This window comes from Flavobacterium aeripolare (genome assembly GCF_013294025.1).
Taxonomy (GTDB): Bacteria; Bacteroidota; Bacteroidia; order Flavobacteriales; family Flavobacteriaceae; genus Flavobacterium.
The window spans coordinates 74,091-93,172 of sequence record NZ_JABSNL010000001.1 but is presented as its reverse complement, the minus strand read 5'-3'; the positions used below and the strand labels follow the sequence as shown (position 1 = coordinate 93,172).

The following is a 19,082-nucleotide window of genomic DNA, read 5'->3' as shown; positions in this document are numbered from 1 at the left end:
ACTACTTCTCTCTACTGCTAAACACAAATCAAAAAAATAAAATGGTTGATTAAATATATTGGTTAATTATATTTTCAAATAATTCTTGCTTACCACTTTGCAAGTTAAGCTCGCCATTTTCATGTGCAATTTTGTATAAATCTTGCATTGATAATTTTCCATCTTCAAATGCTTTTCCGTTTCCAGTATCGAATGAACTGTAACGGTCTGCTCTTAACTTATCATAAGCCGATGATGTGATAATTTTATCAGCAGTCAATAATGCTCTTGCAAAAGTATCTGCTCCACCAATGTGTGCATGGAAAGCATCATCCATATCAGTTGAGTTTCTTCTGATTTTTGCATCAAAATTAACCCCACCACCTTGAAGACCACCTGCTTTTAAGAAAACCAACATAGCTTCGGTAGTTTCTTGAATGTTATTTGGAAACTGGTCAGTATCCCATCCGTTTTGGTAATCACCACGGTTAGCATCTAAGCTTCCTAACATTCCTGCTTGAGCAGCAACATCAATTTCGTGTTGGAAAGTATGTTGTGCTAATGTGGCGTGATTTACTTCGATATTGATTTTGAAATCTTTCTCTAAACCTTGTGCGCGTAAAAACCCAATTGCAGTTGCAGTATCAAAATCATATTGATGTTTTGTTGGCTCCATAGGTTTTGGTTCAATCAAGAAATTCCCTTTGAAACCTTGAGCACGACCATAATCACGAGCCGTTCTCAAGAATTGTCCCATGTGGTCTAATTCTCTACCCATATCTGTATTTAGTAAAGACATATAACCTTCACGTCCACCCCAGAATACGTAGTTCTCACCGCCTAAAGCAATTGTTGCATCCATAGCCAATTTAATTTGACCACCAGCTCTAGCCAATACATTAAAGTCAGGATTAGTTGCTGCACCATTCATGTAACGTGGGTTTGAAAAAGCATTTGCAGTACCCCAAAGTAATTTTACTCCTGAAGCTGCTTGTTTCTCTTTCAAATACTCTGTGATTGCTGCCAATCTACTTTCTGATTCTTTGAAAGTAGCACCCTCTTGAATCAAATCATAATCATGGAAACAGTAGTAACCAAATCCCATTTTTGTAGTAAATTCAAATGCAGCATCTGCTTTTTCTTTTGCAGCTGTAAGCGCATCTGTAGGTTGGTCCCAAGGGAAATTTTGTGTTCCAGGTCCAAAAGGATCTGAACCTTGCCCACAGAAGGTATGCCAGTATGCGATAGAAAACTTAAAGTGATCACGCATTGTTTTTCCAGCTACCACTTGGTCTGGGTTGTAGTATTTGAATGCTAACGGGTTGTCAGATTCTTTTCCTTCAAATTTAATATCTCCAATTCCTTTGAAGTATTCTTTATTTCCTAAAGTTGCCATTTTTATATTTTATTTATTGATTATTAATTCTAATTCTTTTTTCCAAAGTTCGTATGCAGTTAAGTAAGGTGCTTTGTCCTTAAACGGCATGTAAGTCATTACATGGTCATTCTCCATGATCAACTTACCATATTTCTCAAAATTACCTTCGTGAAGTCCTGAAGCTCTTGCTGCTCCAATCGCTCCGGTAGTATTATATATTTCAATTTCGTGTCCGATTAAAGTCGCTACAGTATTCGAGAAAATCTCAGAACGGAATAAATTATCATTCCCTGCTCTCATTACGTTTACTTCGCTACCATCTGCTTTTAAAATATCCATTCCGTACACAAATGAGAATGCAATTCCTTCTAGGGCTGCTCTGCATACATGTGCTTTGTTGTGATTATTCAAGTTAATATTCACTAATCTAGTTCCTATGTCTTTGTTGTTCAACATTCTTTCGGCACCATTCCCAAAAGGCAACATACAAACCCCATCTGACCCCACTGCAACTTCTGAAGCTAACGTATTCATCTCTTCATAAGAACTAACAGCCAAATTGTTCAACAACCAGCGGTATTGTATCCCCGCACCATTGATGTTCAATAGTTTCCCAATTCTAGGGTTATTTTTGGTATAATTTACGTGTGCAAAATTATTAACACGAGTGCTTTCTTTTCCAGATAAATTATCAGTAACAGCATAAACAACCCCCGAAGTTCCTCCTGTAGCCGCCACTTCACCTGGATTAAAAACATTCAATGCTAATGCATTATTGGGTTGGTCACCTGCTCTGTAAAAAATAGGTGTTCCCGCAGCTAAACCACTTTCTAGTTCTCCTTTATCATCCACAGTAGATTGCAAACCAAAAGTGTCTACAATATCTGGCACCAATGACGCATCAATACCGTAATACTCTAATAAGAAATCAGCAACAGTATCCTTCTTAAAATCCCACATAATCCCTTCAGACAATCCTGAGATAGTCGTATTGATCACATTCGAAAATTTGTATGCTATATAATCTCCTGGAAGCATGAATTTATAAACCTGACTGTAAATATCTGGCTCATTTTCTTTTACCCATTTCAATTTTGAAGCAGTAAAATTTGCTGGAGAATTTAGTAAGTGTGACACACATTTATCTTCACCAATGGTGTTGAAAGCTTCATTTCCAATTTCAACCGCTCTACTGTCGCACCAAATAATCGATTTACGCAAAGGCGCACCATTTTTATCCACCAAAACCAAACCGTGCATTTGGTACGAAATCCCAATTCCTTTGATTTGCGTTCTCGAAATAGCGTATTTCTTTTTTAATTTGGCTACAGCATTACAACAATGCATCCACCATTCTTCTGGCTTCTGCTCTGCCCAACCGTTTTTTAAAGCAAGCATTTCCATTTCTGTTTCTGGTTCTTGGACAACGCCAATGCTTTTTCCGGTGGCTATTTCTACAATGGCTGCTTTTACTGACGAGCTTCCTATGTCAAATCCTATGTAATACATATTATTTGTTGTTAGATTATTTAATTAGATCTTTTAGGTTATCAAAAATATGTTATTCACTATTATTTAAGCTTAAAAATAGTATATCATCAATTTAAAGGCTTTTTGTATGCTAAAATCAAATTACGAACTATAAATCTGTAAACCGTTGATTTCATTACAAATACAAGCTATTTACCACTGAAAAAATGCGTTAAAAAAGCTTACGTAAAGGTTTAAGTAACTTTTTTATTTTAAGTAAAGAAACCAAGAATACTAGCATTAAAAACATTTTATTAAAATTGAAAATGAGTATTATTTACCTTAAATTAGCACAGCTTTTAAAACCCACAATCAACCGAAATGATACCAAAAATTACATTAAAACAAATCGCAGCTGAATTTAAAGTATCCATTGCAACAGTTTCTAAAGCTTTAAATGATAGTCATGATATCAGTTTAAAAACGAAGGAAAAAATACAAGAATTTGCAAAAGCACATCACTACAAACCCAATAAAGTAGCGTTGAGCCTTTTAAATAAAAAAACAAAAACATTAGGCGTCATTATTCCTAATATTATGAATAGCTTTTTTACCGAAGTATTTGTAGGTATCGAAGAAAAAGCATCTGCACTTGGTTACAGCCTGATTTCGTGTATTTCAAATGAATCTTACGAAAAGGAGGTTAATACCGTGGAATTATTAAAAAGCGGAACTATAGATGGTTTCATCATTTCGATTGCAGAAGAAACACAAATCAATCAGGATTTCACCCATTTAATAGACGCTATAAATCAAGGAGTTCCCATTGTACTTTTTGACCGTGTGGCCGATGAGATTATTTGTGATAAAGTAATAGTAAATGATTTTGAAGGCGCGCGTCATGCTACTAATCATTTAATCGAAACGGGCTGTAAAAAAATTGCAGTAGTTTCGGTAATTGATAATTTGAGTGTGGGGAAACTGCGAGTTGAAGGCTATAAGCAAGCTTTAAAAGATCACAATATCGTGGTAAACGAAAAAATAATTGTTCGTCTGGCGAGAAACGAAGACTTAGAAACAGCCATGAAAATTGTCCTTGCTGATAAAACAATCGATGGTTTGCTTTGTCTTGAGGAAAGTTCTGCCATGCTATCCTTAGACCTAATAAAGAAGATGCAATATAAAATACCAGAAGAAATGGCAATGATTTGCTTTACTAATGGAAAACTACCTCAGCATGTTACTCCTACTATAACCACTATCAGTCAGCATGGAAAATTCATTGGAGAAACGGCTACCAAAATGCTTGTGGACAGACTCGAAAGCAAAACAGAATTGGAATTTTCGACTAAAATTATAAAAACGAGTTTAATTCAAAGGCAGTCTACCACTCAGGTAAAATAGTCACTATTAATTAAACCTATTATATTGACAAAGTGAAGCTAAAACAATGACTAATTTTAAATTGAGATTGGGATTATGATTGTACTTTGAGATCAACGTTATGATTTAAAATGATGTTAATTCTACATTTTACTTATTAACTATAATTGCAATTAATTAAAAAGAATTATTACGTTCATTAAAACAAAATAAGTCAGTTGATTAAAGGGTAATTTATTCATCAAGTTTTGTGGCACAATCGTGGCAAATATAGTTATAAATTTTGATACAGGCAGCACCGATAAGTATGCATCCGATTAGATTCGAGTCCTACCCTTTTTTCAGTTTTTTTGACAATTCCTTAAATTCTTTTTCAAAAATTCTACGTATTATAAATACATATTTTCCAAAACATGCTTGAAATCTATCATATATTGAAAAATCAATAGTCGTATAGGCTTCTCGTGTAACCTCATCTACTTGCTTCAACATCCTATAACGATTCCCATATCCTCGGTAAAATCACAAAAGATAGTTTTTCTTTATATATAAAATATATAAGTCTATAATCCTTTTTTTCAGCGTAACATTATTATTCACACTACAATTAGCAATCTATTTTAAACCTGCAATATAAGAGCAAGAAATATATTGATGTAGATGCTATTTCCGTAAAAAAAGTTAGCTATATTTATAAAAAACAGCTATGCTAAAATTAGGAATGTAATTGATAAAGTTTTGTAGACATATAAAATACAATGCTAAATAAGATTAAATCATCTTTTTTATTTGGAACTTGGTGATCAATAGCCCTGGAGTTTCCAGCATAAATAATAAAGATATTTAATCCTAAATATTTATACCGTAAGTGCTCCAAATCCTCTACTAAAAAATCAAAATTTGTTCGGACTGCATTATTAAACTGAAAGGGGCAAATTCACATTATTCGAAATGAATAATTACTCTCTGTTGCCTTATAATTAGTAAAAGTTAGAAATCAAACGCCAAATTCTCGCTTTAGAGGACATCTTTTATTTCTAATGGTCGAACTGAATAATTTTACTAGAAATTTTAAACTATAGATCGCCATGAAGCCATTCACTTTTGACCAAATACCTATAATGATGAACAAGATTCATGATAAATTAGATTATTTAGAAAAACTAATTGCAACAATTTCTACTGTAGAAGAAAATAAGGAGGAACTTCTAAACATTAAAGAAGCATCAAAACTTTTAAATCTATCGGTATCAACAATCTATAGTAAAGTGTGCAAAAGAGAAATCCCATTCAATAAGCAAGGTAAACGCATTTATTTTTACAGGCATGAGTTAATGAAATGGATTAAGTCTGGTCGAGTAAAAACTTATTTAGAGATTGAAAATGATATTGTAAAGAGGTCAAAAATCTAAGGTAAATCTAGATTTTCAGCCTCTTTTCTTTTGTTCTCTTATTTTTAAAATCCTAATTTCTAAACATTATCAACATGCAACAGTTAGCTTTTTGATAATAGCGATGTAACAAACATTCAAAATAATTAACTATTTTTGTGCAAACAACTCCCATGAGATATGTTGTCTTAATAAGGATACTTTGTTTAGTTTTGTGATAGTTTGCTTTAAATTGTACCATAATTGTACCACAGAGGTTTGAAATGCCATTAAAGTAAGTAAAGTTATTTTCTGTATTGGGAAGTAAAAGTAACAAAGCAATACCATTATGATAATACAAGATTTAGTAGGCGAATATCTTATCACAGGAAGCAATCAAGAACGCAGTGACGAGCCTACGTACAAAGGAAAACTGGCGCTATCTCTTGATGAAAATAACCGAATTATAGCCCACTGGAATATTGGAGATAATCAAGAGCAAAACGGAACCGGATTTTTTAAAGACAATATTTTGGTTATCAATTTCTATTATGAGGTTGATGACTTAATTTTTAAAGGTGTTGCTGTTTATCGCTGTATGACTAAGGATGTACTAAATGGTTTTTGGTCAGAGAAACATGGAAATCCACTTTTTTTAGGTTCAGAACAAGCGCTCCGTATCAAATCATCTGAGGTATTGAATTAGCTGTTTATCGGTAAGTTGAGAAATTCTTATAATAAGTGTTTCAAGTAAACTATTCTCAATTTCATACTTCTATAAAATGGATTGAACGACCTAATGAATATGTTTTTGATAAGTATTAAGATTCTTAAAGTAGTTTTTTACCATGACCACATGCTATTCACATCTTTTTAAAATAGAATTTTCATTTCTTATTTTATATAATAATTAATAACATCAATGGATTCTTTAACACAAATCGTTCTTGGTATAGCTGTTGCAGAAATATGTGCTGCTACAGAACTTAAAAACAGAACTTTTTTATACGGAGCTATATTAGGTACAATCCCAGATCTAGATGTAATAATTGGTATGTTATTAAATCCAGTTGATGGTGTAATGATACATCGAGGAATAAGCCATTCCTTATTTTTATTCTTGTTTCTTTCGCCTTTTTTAGGTTGGCTAATTTCAAAAAATGAACATTATAAAATCACCGTTATCAAGGCCACAATAATGGTTTTTTGGTGTTTATTCACGCATGTCTTACTCGACATGTTTACCTCTTGGGGAACACAAATATTATGGCCATTAGAAAATCGTTTTGCCTTAAAAACAATATTTGTCATTGATCCATTATATACTATTCCTTTACTACTTTCCTTAATTTTTATATGGAAGGCAAAGAACGTATTGTTACGCAGAAAGTATGTGCGAAGAGGCTTAGTAATTAGTAGCAGTTATTTGCTGTTGACGGCTGCTGTTAAACTTTACACGCTAAATAAATTTGAAAAAGCACTACAATCACAAGATATTACTTACTCACAAATAATTGTAAAACCTACGGCCTTCAATATTATACTATGGAATGCAAATGTAGCTACTGATAGCCAATATTTATTGAGTGACTACTCGCTTCTAGATAGCCAACCTATTTCATTTACTCGTTATACTAAAAACAACGATTTAGAAAACCGTTTAAAAGGCAATCCTGACTTCGAAAAATTAAAAACTATCAGTGAAGGTTGGTATTTAATTACCAAAAAAAATGATGTTTTGTACTTCAACGATTTACGTTTCGGACTTTTAAATGATAGCATAAAGGAACCTCAATTTGCATTTAGCTATAAATTTGTTGATACAAGTTTAGGACTTAGAGCAATTGAAGAAACAAAAGAAAATAGAGACGGTAAACGACTTTTAAAGAAGATTTTCAAGCGATTACAAGGCAATTAAGATTAGAAGTTGGAGCGATTTAAATACCTCTCTTGAAGATTATTTTTGCTTAACGTGTCTAATTATCTTCAGTTATGTTTTTAACTAAATCTTTGATTGCTTCGGTTGTCCATCCTGCAGCGCCACTAAGTTGATTACAAAGGATAATTTTTTGAGTATTTGAAGTAAGTATTGATATCGACTTACTTTTTTTACCCATCCTATTTTCTTCAAGGTTTATTTTAGTAAAAGTAGCATCACAATCAAATATTTCAATAAGTGCTTCTTCACCAATGATCGCATTTGCACCTACAATTACATATCTAAAACTTTTAAAAAAGGGATTCTTTAAAAACGCTCTTCTATTATTATTTAACCCGTGGCCTTCACTATAATTTGATGGTTTAAAATTCAATTCGGTCATAAAGCAATCATTAAAGAAATTATGATCAGAATCCTTACCGACAATATCCTCTTGTACTAGTTTAATTTGGCTAACAATTTCTCTGTACATGCCCCAAGTAGTCCTTCCTTTAATCTTCCCACTATGGTAAAGCTGTGGTACTTTTGGATTAAAAATTAATTCATTATTATTCTTTTCAACATGCAGTAAGTTCTCCGTTGATTTACTTTCATTTTTGGTTATTACTTTCCACTGAAGTATATTGTTAATACTTTCATGTAGTAATAACTCGGGGCTCTGCATGATGTTAAATGCTTTTTCTTTCCCTATAAATAGAATATCCGAATCAGGATTACCAAATCCTATGTAATAGGGATTAGCTAACTGTTTTATCTGTTTAAAATCAGCTAATTTTATTTTTAAGTCATTCCAAAGCTGAAGTCGTATTGATAAATCTTGAACAGTCAATAATTTAATAAAATAAGTTTTTAGCTCTTCACTAATTAAATTATTCCCTAAAATATATTGGATGTACTTTTCCTCTAAGTCACTTTCTAAAAGTTTCTTCAATTCTTTTATTTTTATTGGTTACTATACTAGCTAATTATAATCTAATTTATTCATAAACTAAGTAATCATTATTTCTATAAGATATTACTGTTGCAAAGAATACTTAAAACCAGTCCAATATCTTTTCTCCTATTTTGTCATCTAGAATTAGCTGATCATCCTCACTTTTAAAAATCGATATTTTCCCTAAAGCACATTTATGATGTTCTTGTCCATCATTTAGTGGATTAAAACTAATAAATTCCTCCTCACTAAATGAAGTTGTATTCGATGGATACAACAACATCGCCTTATCAGCACCCCAATATTCATTATAGACATACATTTGGCGTAAATCATTGGTCGATGGTTTACTATGCTCTATATTTTTCCACTTGGTATCAATAATAAACATTCCTGAACGATTCTCTATTACTATATCGGGGCGAATTGTTATTCCGTTCCAAAGTACTTTTGACTGCTGACCGTAAATATTTACGTTTTCTGCTGCCATTTGCAAACGTACAAGCACATATTCTTCCCATAGGGAGTTCATGTCAAATAACAATGCTAACATGCGCTCTGAACCACTTGAAACACTTGGTGCGTAATTCAAAATAATCAATCTTGCAATTGCCAAAGCGGTTTCATAAGGAGCTGTTTTCCTCGATTTAGGTATTTTTGTAAATGTAGCCGCATTGGCTTTAATTACTTTTACTTCTGGAAAATCCAACTGAACTTTTTTGCATTTGTTGTATAAATAATTCCCTTTCGAACATTGCTGTATAATATGTAAGGCTTGGGCCAAAACTTGATGAACTAAATGGTCTTTTTCATACACTTGATGCGTAGTGTAAAATCGCTCCTTGTGAACAAGATTTTTACTGATATGTCCTGCAAATTCTAACTTGCCTTTTAAAGCTTTTACGTTACTAGTTTCCCTATAATATTGCTTAATTAATCCTTGACGAAGTAGTGACTGCACCTCATTTAAAAACCATTCAAAGTAAATATCAAGTAAATGAATATTTTGTTTATGAATGTTGGCTTCCCCAACTTTTTGTACCTTAAGCTTCTTGGTTACACGCAACATTTCTATCAACGCACTTTGCCAAACGTTTACATCTTCATTGTTATTATCAATTTTAGGTAGAATTTCAATAGTTAAACCATCTACTTGAATTACACCTACATAATGCTTGAATTTCAAACCTTTATGTATGACAGTAAAATATCTATTATCGTGTAACTCGTTAAGTTTTACTAAGGCGTTAAAATGATTTTCCTTAAAAGACACGTTTTCACCATCTCTGCCATAATGCAGCGAATCATGTTCGAATACTTGGATTGTACTATTGCTTTTAATCATTTTTATTCAAGAGTAATTTTACAGCTTGTTCTATGTCTCCAATCTCTTTTAACAATTCAAATTGGTTACCAATTTCTGGTTTTCCTAACCCATTGAAAGAAGCAAATTTGATTGACTTGTTATCTTTTATTTCTACAAATCCTGATCCCAAAATCAATGCTATTTTTTCGTAATCGTGATAAAAATATTCTTGTAATAAGGGAATAATAGCATTTTGAAAAGCCGCTCGTAATTCACCCGTATCATTACTGTTCAATTTCAAAAAATAAGAATGACCAATAGTGTGATCGCGATCTAATAAGACTTCAATTCTATCATTAATGGCTTCCAAAACTTCTTGTAAATTGAAACCACTGAATAAAATTTTATTTAGTAATTCAGGCTCAGGCATAATTTCAGTAAATGAAAAGCGACGCCTCAGTGCCGTGTCTAAAGCTTCCACACTTCTATCGGCTGTATTCATTGTTCCAATAATGTATAGATTAGACGGAACACCAAAATCTGTTTTAGAATACGGCAATTTTATTCTCAATTCATTCTCTGCTCCAAGTCGCTTATCACTTTCGATTAGAGTTATTAATTCCCCAAAAATAGCTGAAACATTACCCCTATTTATCTCGTCAATAAAAATGGCAAAATTACTATTTGGGTCAGCTTCCGCTCTCAAGCATAGTTTCTTAAATACACCATCTTTAATTTCATAACTCAAATCGCTCTCTCCATCTTCTAGTTTAGGTTTAATTCCCTCGATAAAATCTTCATAAGAGAAAGATTGATGAAAAGTCACAAATTCAAAGTTCTTTATCTCCGAGTCATTTTTAGGATTATAATTTTTGCTTATCTCTAGCAATTCAATTGCTTCTGGATAATATTGAATTATCAATTCTTTATCAATTGTCCATTCTGAATTTTCATTTTTATTAAAAAATAAAGGTTCTGAGCGGTTGCTGACATTGACATATTTACAATCCATAATAGTGTGACTTTGCAATTGTCCCCAAATAGTAGGTCGAACTGTTTTAGAGGATGATAGTTTTTCCTTTAAACGAATAAACTCATGGTTAAATATGTCATTTACTTTCGCCTTGCCAATATCTAAAACAGCAATAGATATAACTTGCCACCACGTTAAATCAGCAACTTTAGTTTCTAAAAATTGCTCTCGTGTTAATGAAGTTTCCTTTACTGTAAACTTGTCGAAAAACTCATCTTGAAGTTTAAACGTTTTCCCTGTTCCAGGAGGACCGTAAAGTATTTGATTTAAATCCATGCTTTTTATTTCTTTAATAATTTCATCTCCTACCTCGACTTCTTCGTTATCAGATAGTGTATCATCGCTACTTAGATCGAACATTTGATACAATATATCTTGAGCCAATAATAAAAGATTGTCCCCATCGTATTGCTCAGGAACAAAGCTTTTAACTAATGATTTCAGCTCTTCATCATCTTGAATATAATCCTGAACTATTTTATTCAGTAACTCTAAATAATGGGCGTATTTCTCATTCTTTTTGGCTGCTTTTACATCAAGAAAATTGCATAGCTTTTTATAAAAAGAAGATTTATAAAATGTATATTTTTTAGGATTATGTAGAGTTAAGTACGAAGATATAGTTCTTTCATCTTGATGGTGACCTAATGTTTCACCAATACCTCTATAAATTTCTAAAGACTTTGTATTGAAAGTATTTAAACGGCTAGAAAGGTCTATTTTTTCATCAAAAAGCATTTTGAAAAGCGCGCGCATTTCGTCTGGCTTCACTTTTGCTAAGTGATGCAAAACTGGAATAGCCATTTGATAAACCAAATTTTTATATTTGACGATCTTAATCTCCTCGTAAAAGTCAAGTGCATCAGTATTAGGTCTACCAGAAAATTCACTTATCAGCTTCCACTTATAAATTTCATGTTCTAAATGCGTTTCTTGAATGTGTTTTTTGTAAGCTGCAATAATTGATGAAAAATCATTTTTCCTTTCTATGATAAAGTCTAATTTTTCTAAATATTTAAAGATAGGTTCTCCTCCTGATAATCTCGGTGTAGGAACATCAAGCTTATCATTGTTTATTTGATCTATAATGTTTCCTAATATAAGCTTAGTAGGGTATAATTTTCCTTTGTATAACAAACCTCCTTTTCTAATATTATATCTAGATTCCCAAGGGTTTTTATCTAGAAATTGAATGGCTTTCAATACGCATTCTTGTAATATAGCTTTTTCGTTTTCAGTCATTTTATTTATTTATTTATTCCCTATTAGGGTCTTTATAAGAGAATTTTAGATCTAATATTGGTATGAAATCGTTAGAATATTAAGTGCACAGATTTTTGCAGTTCACCAAATTCAACTCGCAATTAAATAAACTTACTATCAATATCATATTTTAACCCGAGTCTATCTAATATGGAGTTTAAATTAACAACATCTGGATACTTATTTTCGTGATGTCTGAATTCCTTACCGTAATTTTTTGATACCGAAAAATGCAACATTTCATGGTACATTATAAATTTAATCAAATCTTCATTTTGCTCTATTTCGCTAGAATTCAGGATACGGTTTATTTTAATTCTAAATTTACCAGTGTTCAAGTAAGCAATACCAAAATAGGACTTCATGACTCGATGTGTCCATTCTAGGACAGGCTCATAATCAAATCTTTTTGGAAATAGGTCTTTGTTCGCTTTTAATTCCTCAAAAACAGTTACAAGTTTCTGTGTGTCAGTTGCGGGAATATTCAGCTTAAGTTTTTCTACTTTAAGATATTGGTCTCCTGTAGCAATAGTCTTTCTGTATTGATCAGGAAACGTAATTCTGCGTGTAGCATAATCCACCGCCTCAGTAAAATTTTCGATTGAATTATAAATATCAGATAATAACGGGAAATCTAAATACCATTTTTCAATGTATTCTTGCCTAGCCTTTCCTCCTAGTGATTCTTCATATAAAAGGTTTGCCAACTTATCTACCGAGGCTTCCTCACGATTTTCTAAGGTGTAAAACTCAGGTAATATAAACTCACCTGTGCTGTAGCAGGAATCGATAAACAAATCCATTATATTTCGACTTACAGCAGGATTAGGTAGGTCGTAGAAATAGTTATTGTACAGTGTATCTCGTTCCTGATCATTTGGTGAGCGGTTAGCGATACTGATACACAATTCATCCCAAGACTGTTTTTGGTGACTAAAAACAATGACTGTTCTAGATATTGGTACTGCAACTTCTGCATTCTCAATATCACTTTCAAATTGAAGCGTATACCACCCTATTGGCCAACATTCAAAGGTGGGAATAGACAATTCAGGATTATTTAAACTACTTATCTGCTTGTACAATTCATCTATCACCTCATAGGAAACTGTCTGAAAAATTACTTTTTCCTTTAACCCTATTTCCTCTGTTTCTTCAGCCTCTTCTTCAAGTGCAAATAGTGAGCTGATTTTCTCTGTATCAAGCCAACCTGTAAATTGTTCCCAATGGTCTTCAAAACTCACTAAATAAGCTTCTTTTGTTCCTTTAATTCCACCTCTTAATCCACGACCAATCATTTGAGAAAATAATATTTCACTCTGTGTCGGTCTGGTTAAAAACACGGTCTGAATCTTTGGATCATCAAATCCCTCCGTTAATTTTGAAACATTGATTAGTGCATCTAATGCTCCAACTTTGAAGTTTTCAATAATTTCAGCATGTCCCTCGATTCCTGAATAAGTGACGTCTACTTTGACACTTTCATGTTTCTCAAATTCTATTTTCAACATCCTAGCGTGTAGTATGTCAATAGCAAAAATCAAAGTTTTACCGTAGCGTTCTCTGTTTTTTAAGTAAGTGTCTACGATTAGTTTGTTACGAGTACTATTTTTACTAATTGCATTTAAAAAAGCTGGATCTAATTCACGTCGAGTTGCAAAATAAGCTTTTGTTTCTTCGGTGATGGTGTAGGTCGCTTCTAGATTTATTGCTGTGATTATTTTTTCTGGTTTTGGCCAAGCCAAATGCCCTGCTTTAATTAGTTCATTTATACCAATACCAGAAATTAGGTGGTTATCATATAAATTAGATAATATGGCTTTCTCCTTTTCAACTGTTCTAGTTGGCGTTGCTGTTAACCCTAAGAGCTTAAAATTGTCAAATTTGTTAATGGTGCCATTTATGAATATTTTAATCGTGCTTGCAACGCTGTGGTGCGCTTCATCAATAACAAACATGATTTTGTTATCCTTGTTCTTTTTACAAAACGCTTTCATTGCCTTATGCCCATTGGCACTTGCTAAGGTTTGTGAAGTAATAAAAATAACAGACTCCTTCGCTGTCGCCAAGGTTGATCCCACAGCATATCCACCACCAATTATATAGCAGTCGGTTTTTGGAGAAAGACCTTTAAGTAGTCCACTTTCTTCTATCATCGTGTTTCTAGCTTGTTCTAAGAGATCGATTCGGTGCGATATCCATACAATTTTGTAGTCTTGATGTAGTAAACTATTAAACAACCATCGCACGGCCGTGTAGGTTTTACCACCACCTGTTGGAATTTGCAGCAAACTTTTTTTCTTGTTTTTTAAAACAAAATAGCGCTCCAGTTCTTCTATAGCCTCTTCTTGGTAATCATAAGGCTGTTTATCCGATTTGCTTTTTGATGAATCGAATATAATTGGATTGTCGTCTACGATCATAAGAAGCTGCTGTATATTTTTTTTTAATTCTATTTTAGTAATCTCCTAGGAACATCCTATAATTTCCAATCTTCTATTCCTTTTCTTATGAATAATCTATTCACAGTATCAATCCCTTATCTCCATCACAAATTCCTCAATCATCCATTCTTCTACAACAACACCTTCAACAACTCTTTGCATCCTGCATCCTAAATCATTATAAAAATAATTAAAAGCAACAAGCCCGTTCATTTTCAAAATGCCTTGTTGCTTGTCTTCTTTCAAATTGACTCGCCAAGTTCTTTTTAAATTTTTAGAATAAAAACGTAAATACTGCGGAATTACTCCCATTTTTTCAAAGACAGGCGTGTTGCCAATTTGATAGGTTAAAGTAAAGTCGCTTAAATTATTGTCAGAGTTCATAAATACAATTAAGTAAATAGTTTAGTTCGCATGTGAGTTATCTAAATGTGCAGTTATATCTTTTATCTTATCACAAATAAACATATAGTCTTCAATCAATAATTTAATGTCATATACTTTTTCAGGTAGAAACATGAATTCCCCATACCTACCAGCTGAACCACGAAATGTTTTTTTAAACTGATAATGCCTAGTCTTAATATCTAAATTTTCTAAAAACGTAACTATCGAATCACGATCTTTCACAAGATGATTAAAGCGGATTTGAAGGCCTTCTCTTAACATCAGATCTGCAAAGGCAAAAAATTTAGAGCAATACACATAAGTGTCGGCGCCGTTAGTTCTTCCTTGATTATACCTTTCACTAAAAGCATCATAAATTTTTATAATATCGGCACTTTTAAAGAAAACGGTCTTTATTTCAATGTTGTTAGCTATTTTACTATCAGTACTAAGGTCACGTTTTCTTAGTCTTGTTGGTATTGAAACCACTAAATACTGGTTAATCAACCCCAATAATTGCTGTCTTTCTTCTTCTGTTTCAGTGCTGTATCCAAAGTCTATGGAGTTATCATCTGAATACTGAATCAGGTTTTGAGATGATGCAATTGCATAACTCTCATTAATATATATTTTTGCATGTAGGTCTTTAACCAAAATTAAATTAACTTTAAAAGCCCTTAGTACATCTAAGTTTTGTTGTGCGTTCTCTCTAGCGTAAATAGTAATTGTAACGCTTCTATCTACCGCTCTTTGTAAACATTTTTTAAGTTTTTGCCAGTTATCAATACTAATATAAGGTGAGACTATAATTAACTCCTTTTGTGCGTTATCAATTAAAGTCATTATCCTAGTAGCAATCTCCATAGGAGGTATAAAAATCATAATTCTTTAAATTTTAATGTAAAATAAAAGGTAAATTAACTATTTCTGCATTTCATTTTTAGCATACTCGGCTCTCCCCTCAGCTACCTCCCGATAGCTATCGGGACCAACTGCATCTTCTACCTCTCCAACCCTAACCTGACCATTCATCAACATAGGCAACAACCAATCACGTAGTGAGGCGAGTTGTTGGTTTTCTTCTTCTAATTTCACTTTCTTTTCTAAAATTGGATGTATTATACTATCTAATTTTTCAATTAAGTCAATTGGTGGAATTGTTATTCTACTTTGCTTCAAATGGTCTTGCGTAATATGTCCCATTGTAGTTTTCCTTAATTCTGCTTGCATTTTAAAATGTTGCAAATAATTAAGTAGCTCGTAATAGTAATAACTGTTAGGATATTTATTAGAAGTTACTTTAAAAATATGCTGATTTAGAGCTCCTTTTCCTCCACTCCAAATTTTCACATCTAAAGTTGCCGACCAAGAAAACAAAATATCTCCATTATTTATAACAACTCTTTCAGGAATAGTAGCACTAACAAATTCAGAATTATCAGTAAAACCAGAACCCATCTCACGAATTTTAATTACTCGATAAAAATCATCATTTTCTTTCGGTCTAAATTTTTGACAAGCTAAACCATTTGTAAAAGTGGCTACATCTAATAAACTTTTAACCTCCCACCCCTCAGGAATCTCTCTCTTCAACTCTTCATTCCAAACCATTTTACCACCACTGGTTTTATAAGGTTGTGTTCCCTCTTTGGGGGTTAGGAGGCTTGGAAAATCAAACTGTACAAACCAATAATCATAAAGCGTTTTTGCCATCGCTTCCAACTCCACATTGATTTTATTGTTGAGTTCGATTTTTGCGTCTAAATCGGAAAGAACTTTAGCTATTTTTTGTTGGGTTAAAATATTAGTAGGAATTCTAATTTCAAACTCTTTAATATCATTTGAATTTAAGTTTTTCCTAACTCCAGAGGATAAGCTTCTTAAGTTCAAATACTGAGTCTTTAAAAAGTAATAAACAAAATTATAATCAGCTTTGCTTTCATCAATAACCACATTACAACAAGCTTGATTAGTTGTCATTTCATTTTTTAAAATAGAAACATTACCCCTTGTTCTTCCTTCACCATACATTGCTATTGATAGCGTATTCTTTGGGAAAATTTTAATCGATGTGCTTTCTAGTGCATATTGTGTTATTTTTTCTGATGTTGCATAGATTTCATGCTCTCCTAATTGCTCAGTTTTAAGCCATGAGATTGTTCCATTTGTCCAAAAATTAGGATTGCTTCTCAAAGGAGTTATACCACTACCAATATTTTTTGAAATATCTTTAAGCTTTAAACTTTTATACATATTTCAACCCTTTCAAATTAGACTGAATTTCATTTTCTAACGTTTTACTTTCGCTGAAAAGCGCCTCTAAATTGGTAGTGAAGCTTTGCATTTTCGATTCAAATTCGGCTGCTGTGATATCGGTATATTCAATTTTTACTTCAAAATATTGTCCTGCACTCAAAGAGTAGTTTTTGGCTTTGATTTCGTCATAGGAAACCACCACAGAGAAATCGTCAACAGCAGTTTTACTATTAAAGGTGTTAATGATTTTGTCTTCTTCAGTAGCGCTCAAAATAGTCTTTTGGTTCTTACCTTCTTTGACCGTTGTTCCTAAGTTAGAAGCATCAATCAAAATAACATCGCCTTGATTTAGTTTGTCTAGAAACAAGATCGAAACATTGGTTCCTGTGGTTGCAAAAATATTAGAGGGCATGCTCACCACTCCCGCAAGCATTTTGCGCTCTACCATTTGCTCTCGTATTTTGCGCTCAATACCACTCTGTGCTGTTATAAAACCCGTAGGAACAACAATAGCCGCTTTCCCTTTGGTCGATAACGAATACATAATATGTTGTACAAACAAAGGATAAATGGCCATTCCTTCTTTTTTGGCTTTGGGTACGTTGGGCATTCCTGCAAAAAAACGTTCGTGGTTTTCTTTGCTGTCCAAATCGGCTACATAATCAGAGAAATCCAATTTGAAAGGCGGATTGCTCACAATGTAATCAAACTCTTGTAAGCGTCCGTTTTTGTCTTTATGATATGGGTCCAGAATGGTGTTTCCCTTTACAATATTGGGTATCGAATGCACCAAATCGTTCAAGATTAAATTCAGTCGCAATAAGTTAGACGACTTTTGAGAAATATCCTGAGAATAAACTGTGCACTTGTCCTCGCCTATCTCGTGAGCTAGATTCATTAATAAGGTTCCTGAGCCCGCACTTGGGTCATAGATGGTCGCATTGCTCACTTCGCCTTGTACGAGGCAACGAGCCATGATTTTGGCTACGGCATGCGGGGTAAAATATTCGGCGTACTTACCACCGCTATTGCTGTTGTAATCAGAGATTAAATATTCGAAAATAGTAGCGTAAAAATCAAACTTTTCGTGAAAGATATTTTCGAAACTAAAGTTGACTAGCTTGTTGATAATCGCTTTACAAAAATCGTCTCGCTTGTCGGTCACATATTTACTAATGTTTTCGAACAAGACTATTTTTTCGCCACCTTCGGTAATTACAGAGAAGATATCGCTGTTGTTTTTAGCAATATCGATTAAGGTATTGTCAAGAATATCGGCAAATTTAGGTTCGTTTTGTCTATCAAACAATGACGAAATCAATTGATCAGGATGAATGGTTGCAGTGCTTTCGCTCATTTGCATGCTTAGCATTTCGCGGTCATCGGTACTCAAGGCTCTAAAAGCTTTTTCCCAATCGTCTGCCGCTGCAATAGAAGCGTCAATTTGTTTTACCTCGTGGACAAACTTATCGTTTAGGAATTTATATAAAAATACTTGGGTGATAATCTTAAATTCGTTTCCGTCATTTCCCAAACCATAATTGGCACAAACGCTTTTTAAATCGTCAATGAGGCTTTTGGTTTGTGTTTCAAACTGTGATGTTGTATTCATTATAATTTGTTAGTTCTTTATTTTTTTATTTCTATTTTACTGCCTCGCTCAGCCATTCGGCTATCGCTCAGTACAGGCTTAAGTCGAAGCGTATGTGCTATTGACAAATTTTGTTCATCACTTGACGAGGCCTTCGACTCCGCTCAGGCAGACAAATCTACATATGATTTCCTGTCTCGCTGACCCCTTCGGCTATCGCTCAGGCTGACAAAGACGTTAATAGAATACAGTGTCTCGCTGAGCGTAGTCGAAGCGTTAGTGCTATTGATAAACTTTGCTCATAACCTCAGTGACCTTCGACTCCGCTCAAGCAGACAAATGCGCTAAT

The 19,082-nt window shown here is 33.2% G+C and carries 14 protein-coding genes; 4 read left to right on the top strand and 10 right to left on the bottom strand.

Annotated features, from left to right (window positions below; all coding sequences use genetic code 11):
* Positions 1-49: 49 nt before the first annotated feature.
* Complete coding sequence (xylA, locus tag HNQ00_RS00355; RefSeq protein WP_173835973.1) at positions 50-1,375, bottom strand: xylose isomerase; 1,326 nt, start codon at positions 1,373-1,375, stop codon at positions 50-52.
* 9 nt (positions 1,376-1,384) lie between these two features.
* Positions 1,385-2,866, bottom strand: coding sequence for a xylulokinase (locus HNQ00_RS00350; protein WP_173835971.1), 1,482 nt, complete (start codon positions 2,864-2,866; stop codon positions 1,385-1,387).
* A 342-nt stretch (positions 2,867-3,208) separates the two neighbouring features.
* Between HNQ00_RS00350 and HNQ00_RS00345 the strand changes: the two genes are divergently transcribed.
* The 4 genes from HNQ00_RS00345 to HNQ00_RS00330 all read left to right on the top strand — a co-directional run bounded on the left by HNQ00_RS00345 (position 3,209) and on the right by HNQ00_RS00330 (position 7,498).
* A complete protein-coding gene (locus tag HNQ00_RS00345) occupies positions 3,209-4,231 on the top strand; it encodes a LacI family DNA-binding transcriptional regulator (RefSeq protein ID WP_173835969.1) in 1,023 nt (340 codons plus the stop codon).
* Positions 4,232-5,298: 1,067 nt separating this feature from the next.
* Positions 5,299-5,622 (top strand): helix-turn-helix domain-containing protein, encoded by a 324-nt coding sequence (locus tag HNQ00_RS00340; RefSeq protein WP_173835967.1) that lies wholly within the window; start codon positions 5,299-5,301, stop codon positions 5,620-5,622.
* Between the two features lie 307 nt (positions 5,623-5,929).
* Positions 5,930-6,286: a hypothetical protein gene (locus tag HNQ00_RS00335; protein WP_173835965.1), complete on the top strand. Its 357-nt coding sequence runs from the start codon at positions 5,930-5,932 to the stop codon at positions 6,284-6,286.
* 216 nt (positions 6,287-6,502) lie between these two features.
* Positions 6,503-7,498 (top strand): metal-dependent hydrolase, encoded by a 996-nt coding sequence (locus HNQ00_RS00330; RefSeq protein ID WP_173835963.1) that lies wholly within the window; start codon positions 6,503-6,505, stop codon positions 7,496-7,498.
* 58 nt (positions 7,499-7,556) lie between these two features.
* Here HNQ00_RS00330 and HNQ00_RS00325 read toward each other — a convergent pair whose 3' ends face one another.
* From HNQ00_RS00325 to HNQ00_RS00290, 8 genes are all read right to left on the bottom strand, one after another.
* Positions 7,557-8,450: a hypothetical protein gene (locus HNQ00_RS00325; RefSeq protein WP_173835961.1), complete on the bottom strand. Its 894-nt coding sequence runs from the start codon at positions 8,448-8,450 to the stop codon at positions 7,557-7,559.
* Positions 8,451-8,553: 103 nt separating this feature from the next.
* A complete protein-coding gene (locus HNQ00_RS00320; RefSeq protein WP_217425230.1) occupies positions 8,554-9,798 on the bottom strand; it encodes an McrC family protein in 1,245 nt (414 codons plus the stop codon).
* Positions 9,791-12,034 (bottom strand): McrB family protein, encoded by a 2,244-nt coding sequence (locus HNQ00_RS00315; RefSeq protein WP_173835959.1) that lies wholly within the window; start codon positions 12,032-12,034, stop codon positions 9,791-9,793. The genes HNQ00_RS00320 and HNQ00_RS00315 overlap by 8 nt, the downstream gene beginning before the upstream one ends.
* A 122-nt stretch (positions 12,035-12,156) precedes the next feature.
* Positions 12,157-14,478: a DEAD/DEAH box helicase gene (locus HNQ00_RS00310; RefSeq protein ID WP_173835957.1), complete on the bottom strand. Its 2,322-nt coding sequence runs from the start codon at positions 14,476-14,478 to the stop codon at positions 12,157-12,159.
* A 108-nt stretch (positions 14,479-14,586) separates the two neighbouring features.
* Positions 14,587-14,883 (bottom strand): hypothetical protein, encoded by a 297-nt coding sequence (locus tag HNQ00_RS00305; protein WP_173835955.1) that lies wholly within the window; start codon positions 14,881-14,883, stop codon positions 14,587-14,589.
* A 21-nt stretch (positions 14,884-14,904) separates the two neighbouring features.
* Entirely contained in the window at positions 14,905-15,768 is an 864-nt protein-coding gene (locus HNQ00_RS00300) for a phospholipase D-like domain-containing protein (protein ID WP_173835953.1), read from the bottom strand.
* Between the two features lie 39 nt (positions 15,769-15,807).
* Positions 15,808-17,139, bottom strand: a complete 1,332-nt coding sequence (locus HNQ00_RS00295; protein WP_173835952.1) for a restriction endonuclease subunit S — start codon at positions 17,137-17,139, stop codon at positions 15,808-15,810.
* The gene (locus tag HNQ00_RS00290) at positions 17,132-18,754 is read right to left on the bottom strand and encodes an HsdM family class I SAM-dependent methyltransferase (protein WP_173835949.1); all 1,623 of its coding nucleotides are present in this window, start codon (positions 18,752-18,754) and stop codon (positions 17,132-17,134) included. Before HNQ00_RS00290 ends, HNQ00_RS00295 begins: the two co-directional genes overlap by 8 nt.
* Positions 18,755-19,082 lie beyond the last annotated feature (328 nt).

Excerpts from the sequence above, each read along its gene's own strand:
- HNQ00_RS00295 (WP_173835952.1), bottom strand. The coding sequence starts at position 17,139 with ATGTATAAAAGTTTAAAGCTTAAAGATATTTCAAAAAATATTGGTAGT.
- HNQ00_RS00320 (WP_217425230.1), bottom strand. The coding sequence starts at position 9,798 with ATGATTAAAAGCAATAGTACAATCCAAGTATTCGAACATGATTCGCTG.
- HNQ00_RS00310 (WP_173835957.1), bottom strand. The coding sequence starts at position 14,478 with ATGATCGTAGACGACAATCCAATTATATTCGATTCATCAAAAAGCAAA.
- HNQ00_RS00330 (WP_173835963.1), top strand. The coding sequence starts at position 6,503 with ATGGATTCTTTAACACAAATCGTTCTTGGTATAGCTGTTGCAGAAATA.
- HNQ00_RS00290 (WP_173835949.1), bottom strand. The coding sequence starts at position 18,754 with ATGAATACAACATCACAGTTTGAAACACAAACCAAAAGCCTCATTGAC.
- HNQ00_RS00340 (WP_173835967.1), top strand. The coding sequence starts at position 5,299 with ATGAAGCCATTCACTTTTGACCAAATACCTATAATGATGAACAAGATT.
- HNQ00_RS00345 (WP_173835969.1), top strand. The coding sequence starts at position 3,209 with ATGATACCAAAAATTACATTAAAACAAATCGCAGCTGAATTTAAAGTA.
- HNQ00_RS00305 (WP_173835955.1), bottom strand. The coding sequence starts at position 14,883 with ATGAACTCTGACAATAATTTAAGCGACTTTACTTTAACCTATCAAATT.
- HNQ00_RS00350 (WP_173835971.1), bottom strand. The coding sequence starts at position 2,866 with ATGTATTACATAGGATTTGACATAGGAAGCTCGTCAGTAAAAGCAGCC.
- HNQ00_RS00335 (WP_173835965.1), top strand. The coding sequence starts at position 5,930 with ATGATAATACAAGATTTAGTAGGCGAATATCTTATCACAGGAAGCAAT.
- xylA (WP_173835973.1), bottom strand. The coding sequence starts at position 1,375 with ATGGCAACTTTAGGAAATAAAGAATACTTCAAAGGAATTGGAGATATT.
- HNQ00_RS00300 (WP_173835953.1), bottom strand. The coding sequence starts at position 15,768 with ATGATTTTTATACCTCCTATGGAGATTGCTACTAGGATAATGACTTTA.
- HNQ00_RS00315 (WP_173835959.1), bottom strand. The coding sequence starts at position 12,034 with ATGACTGAAAACGAAAAAGCTATATTACAAGAATGCGTATTGAAAGCC.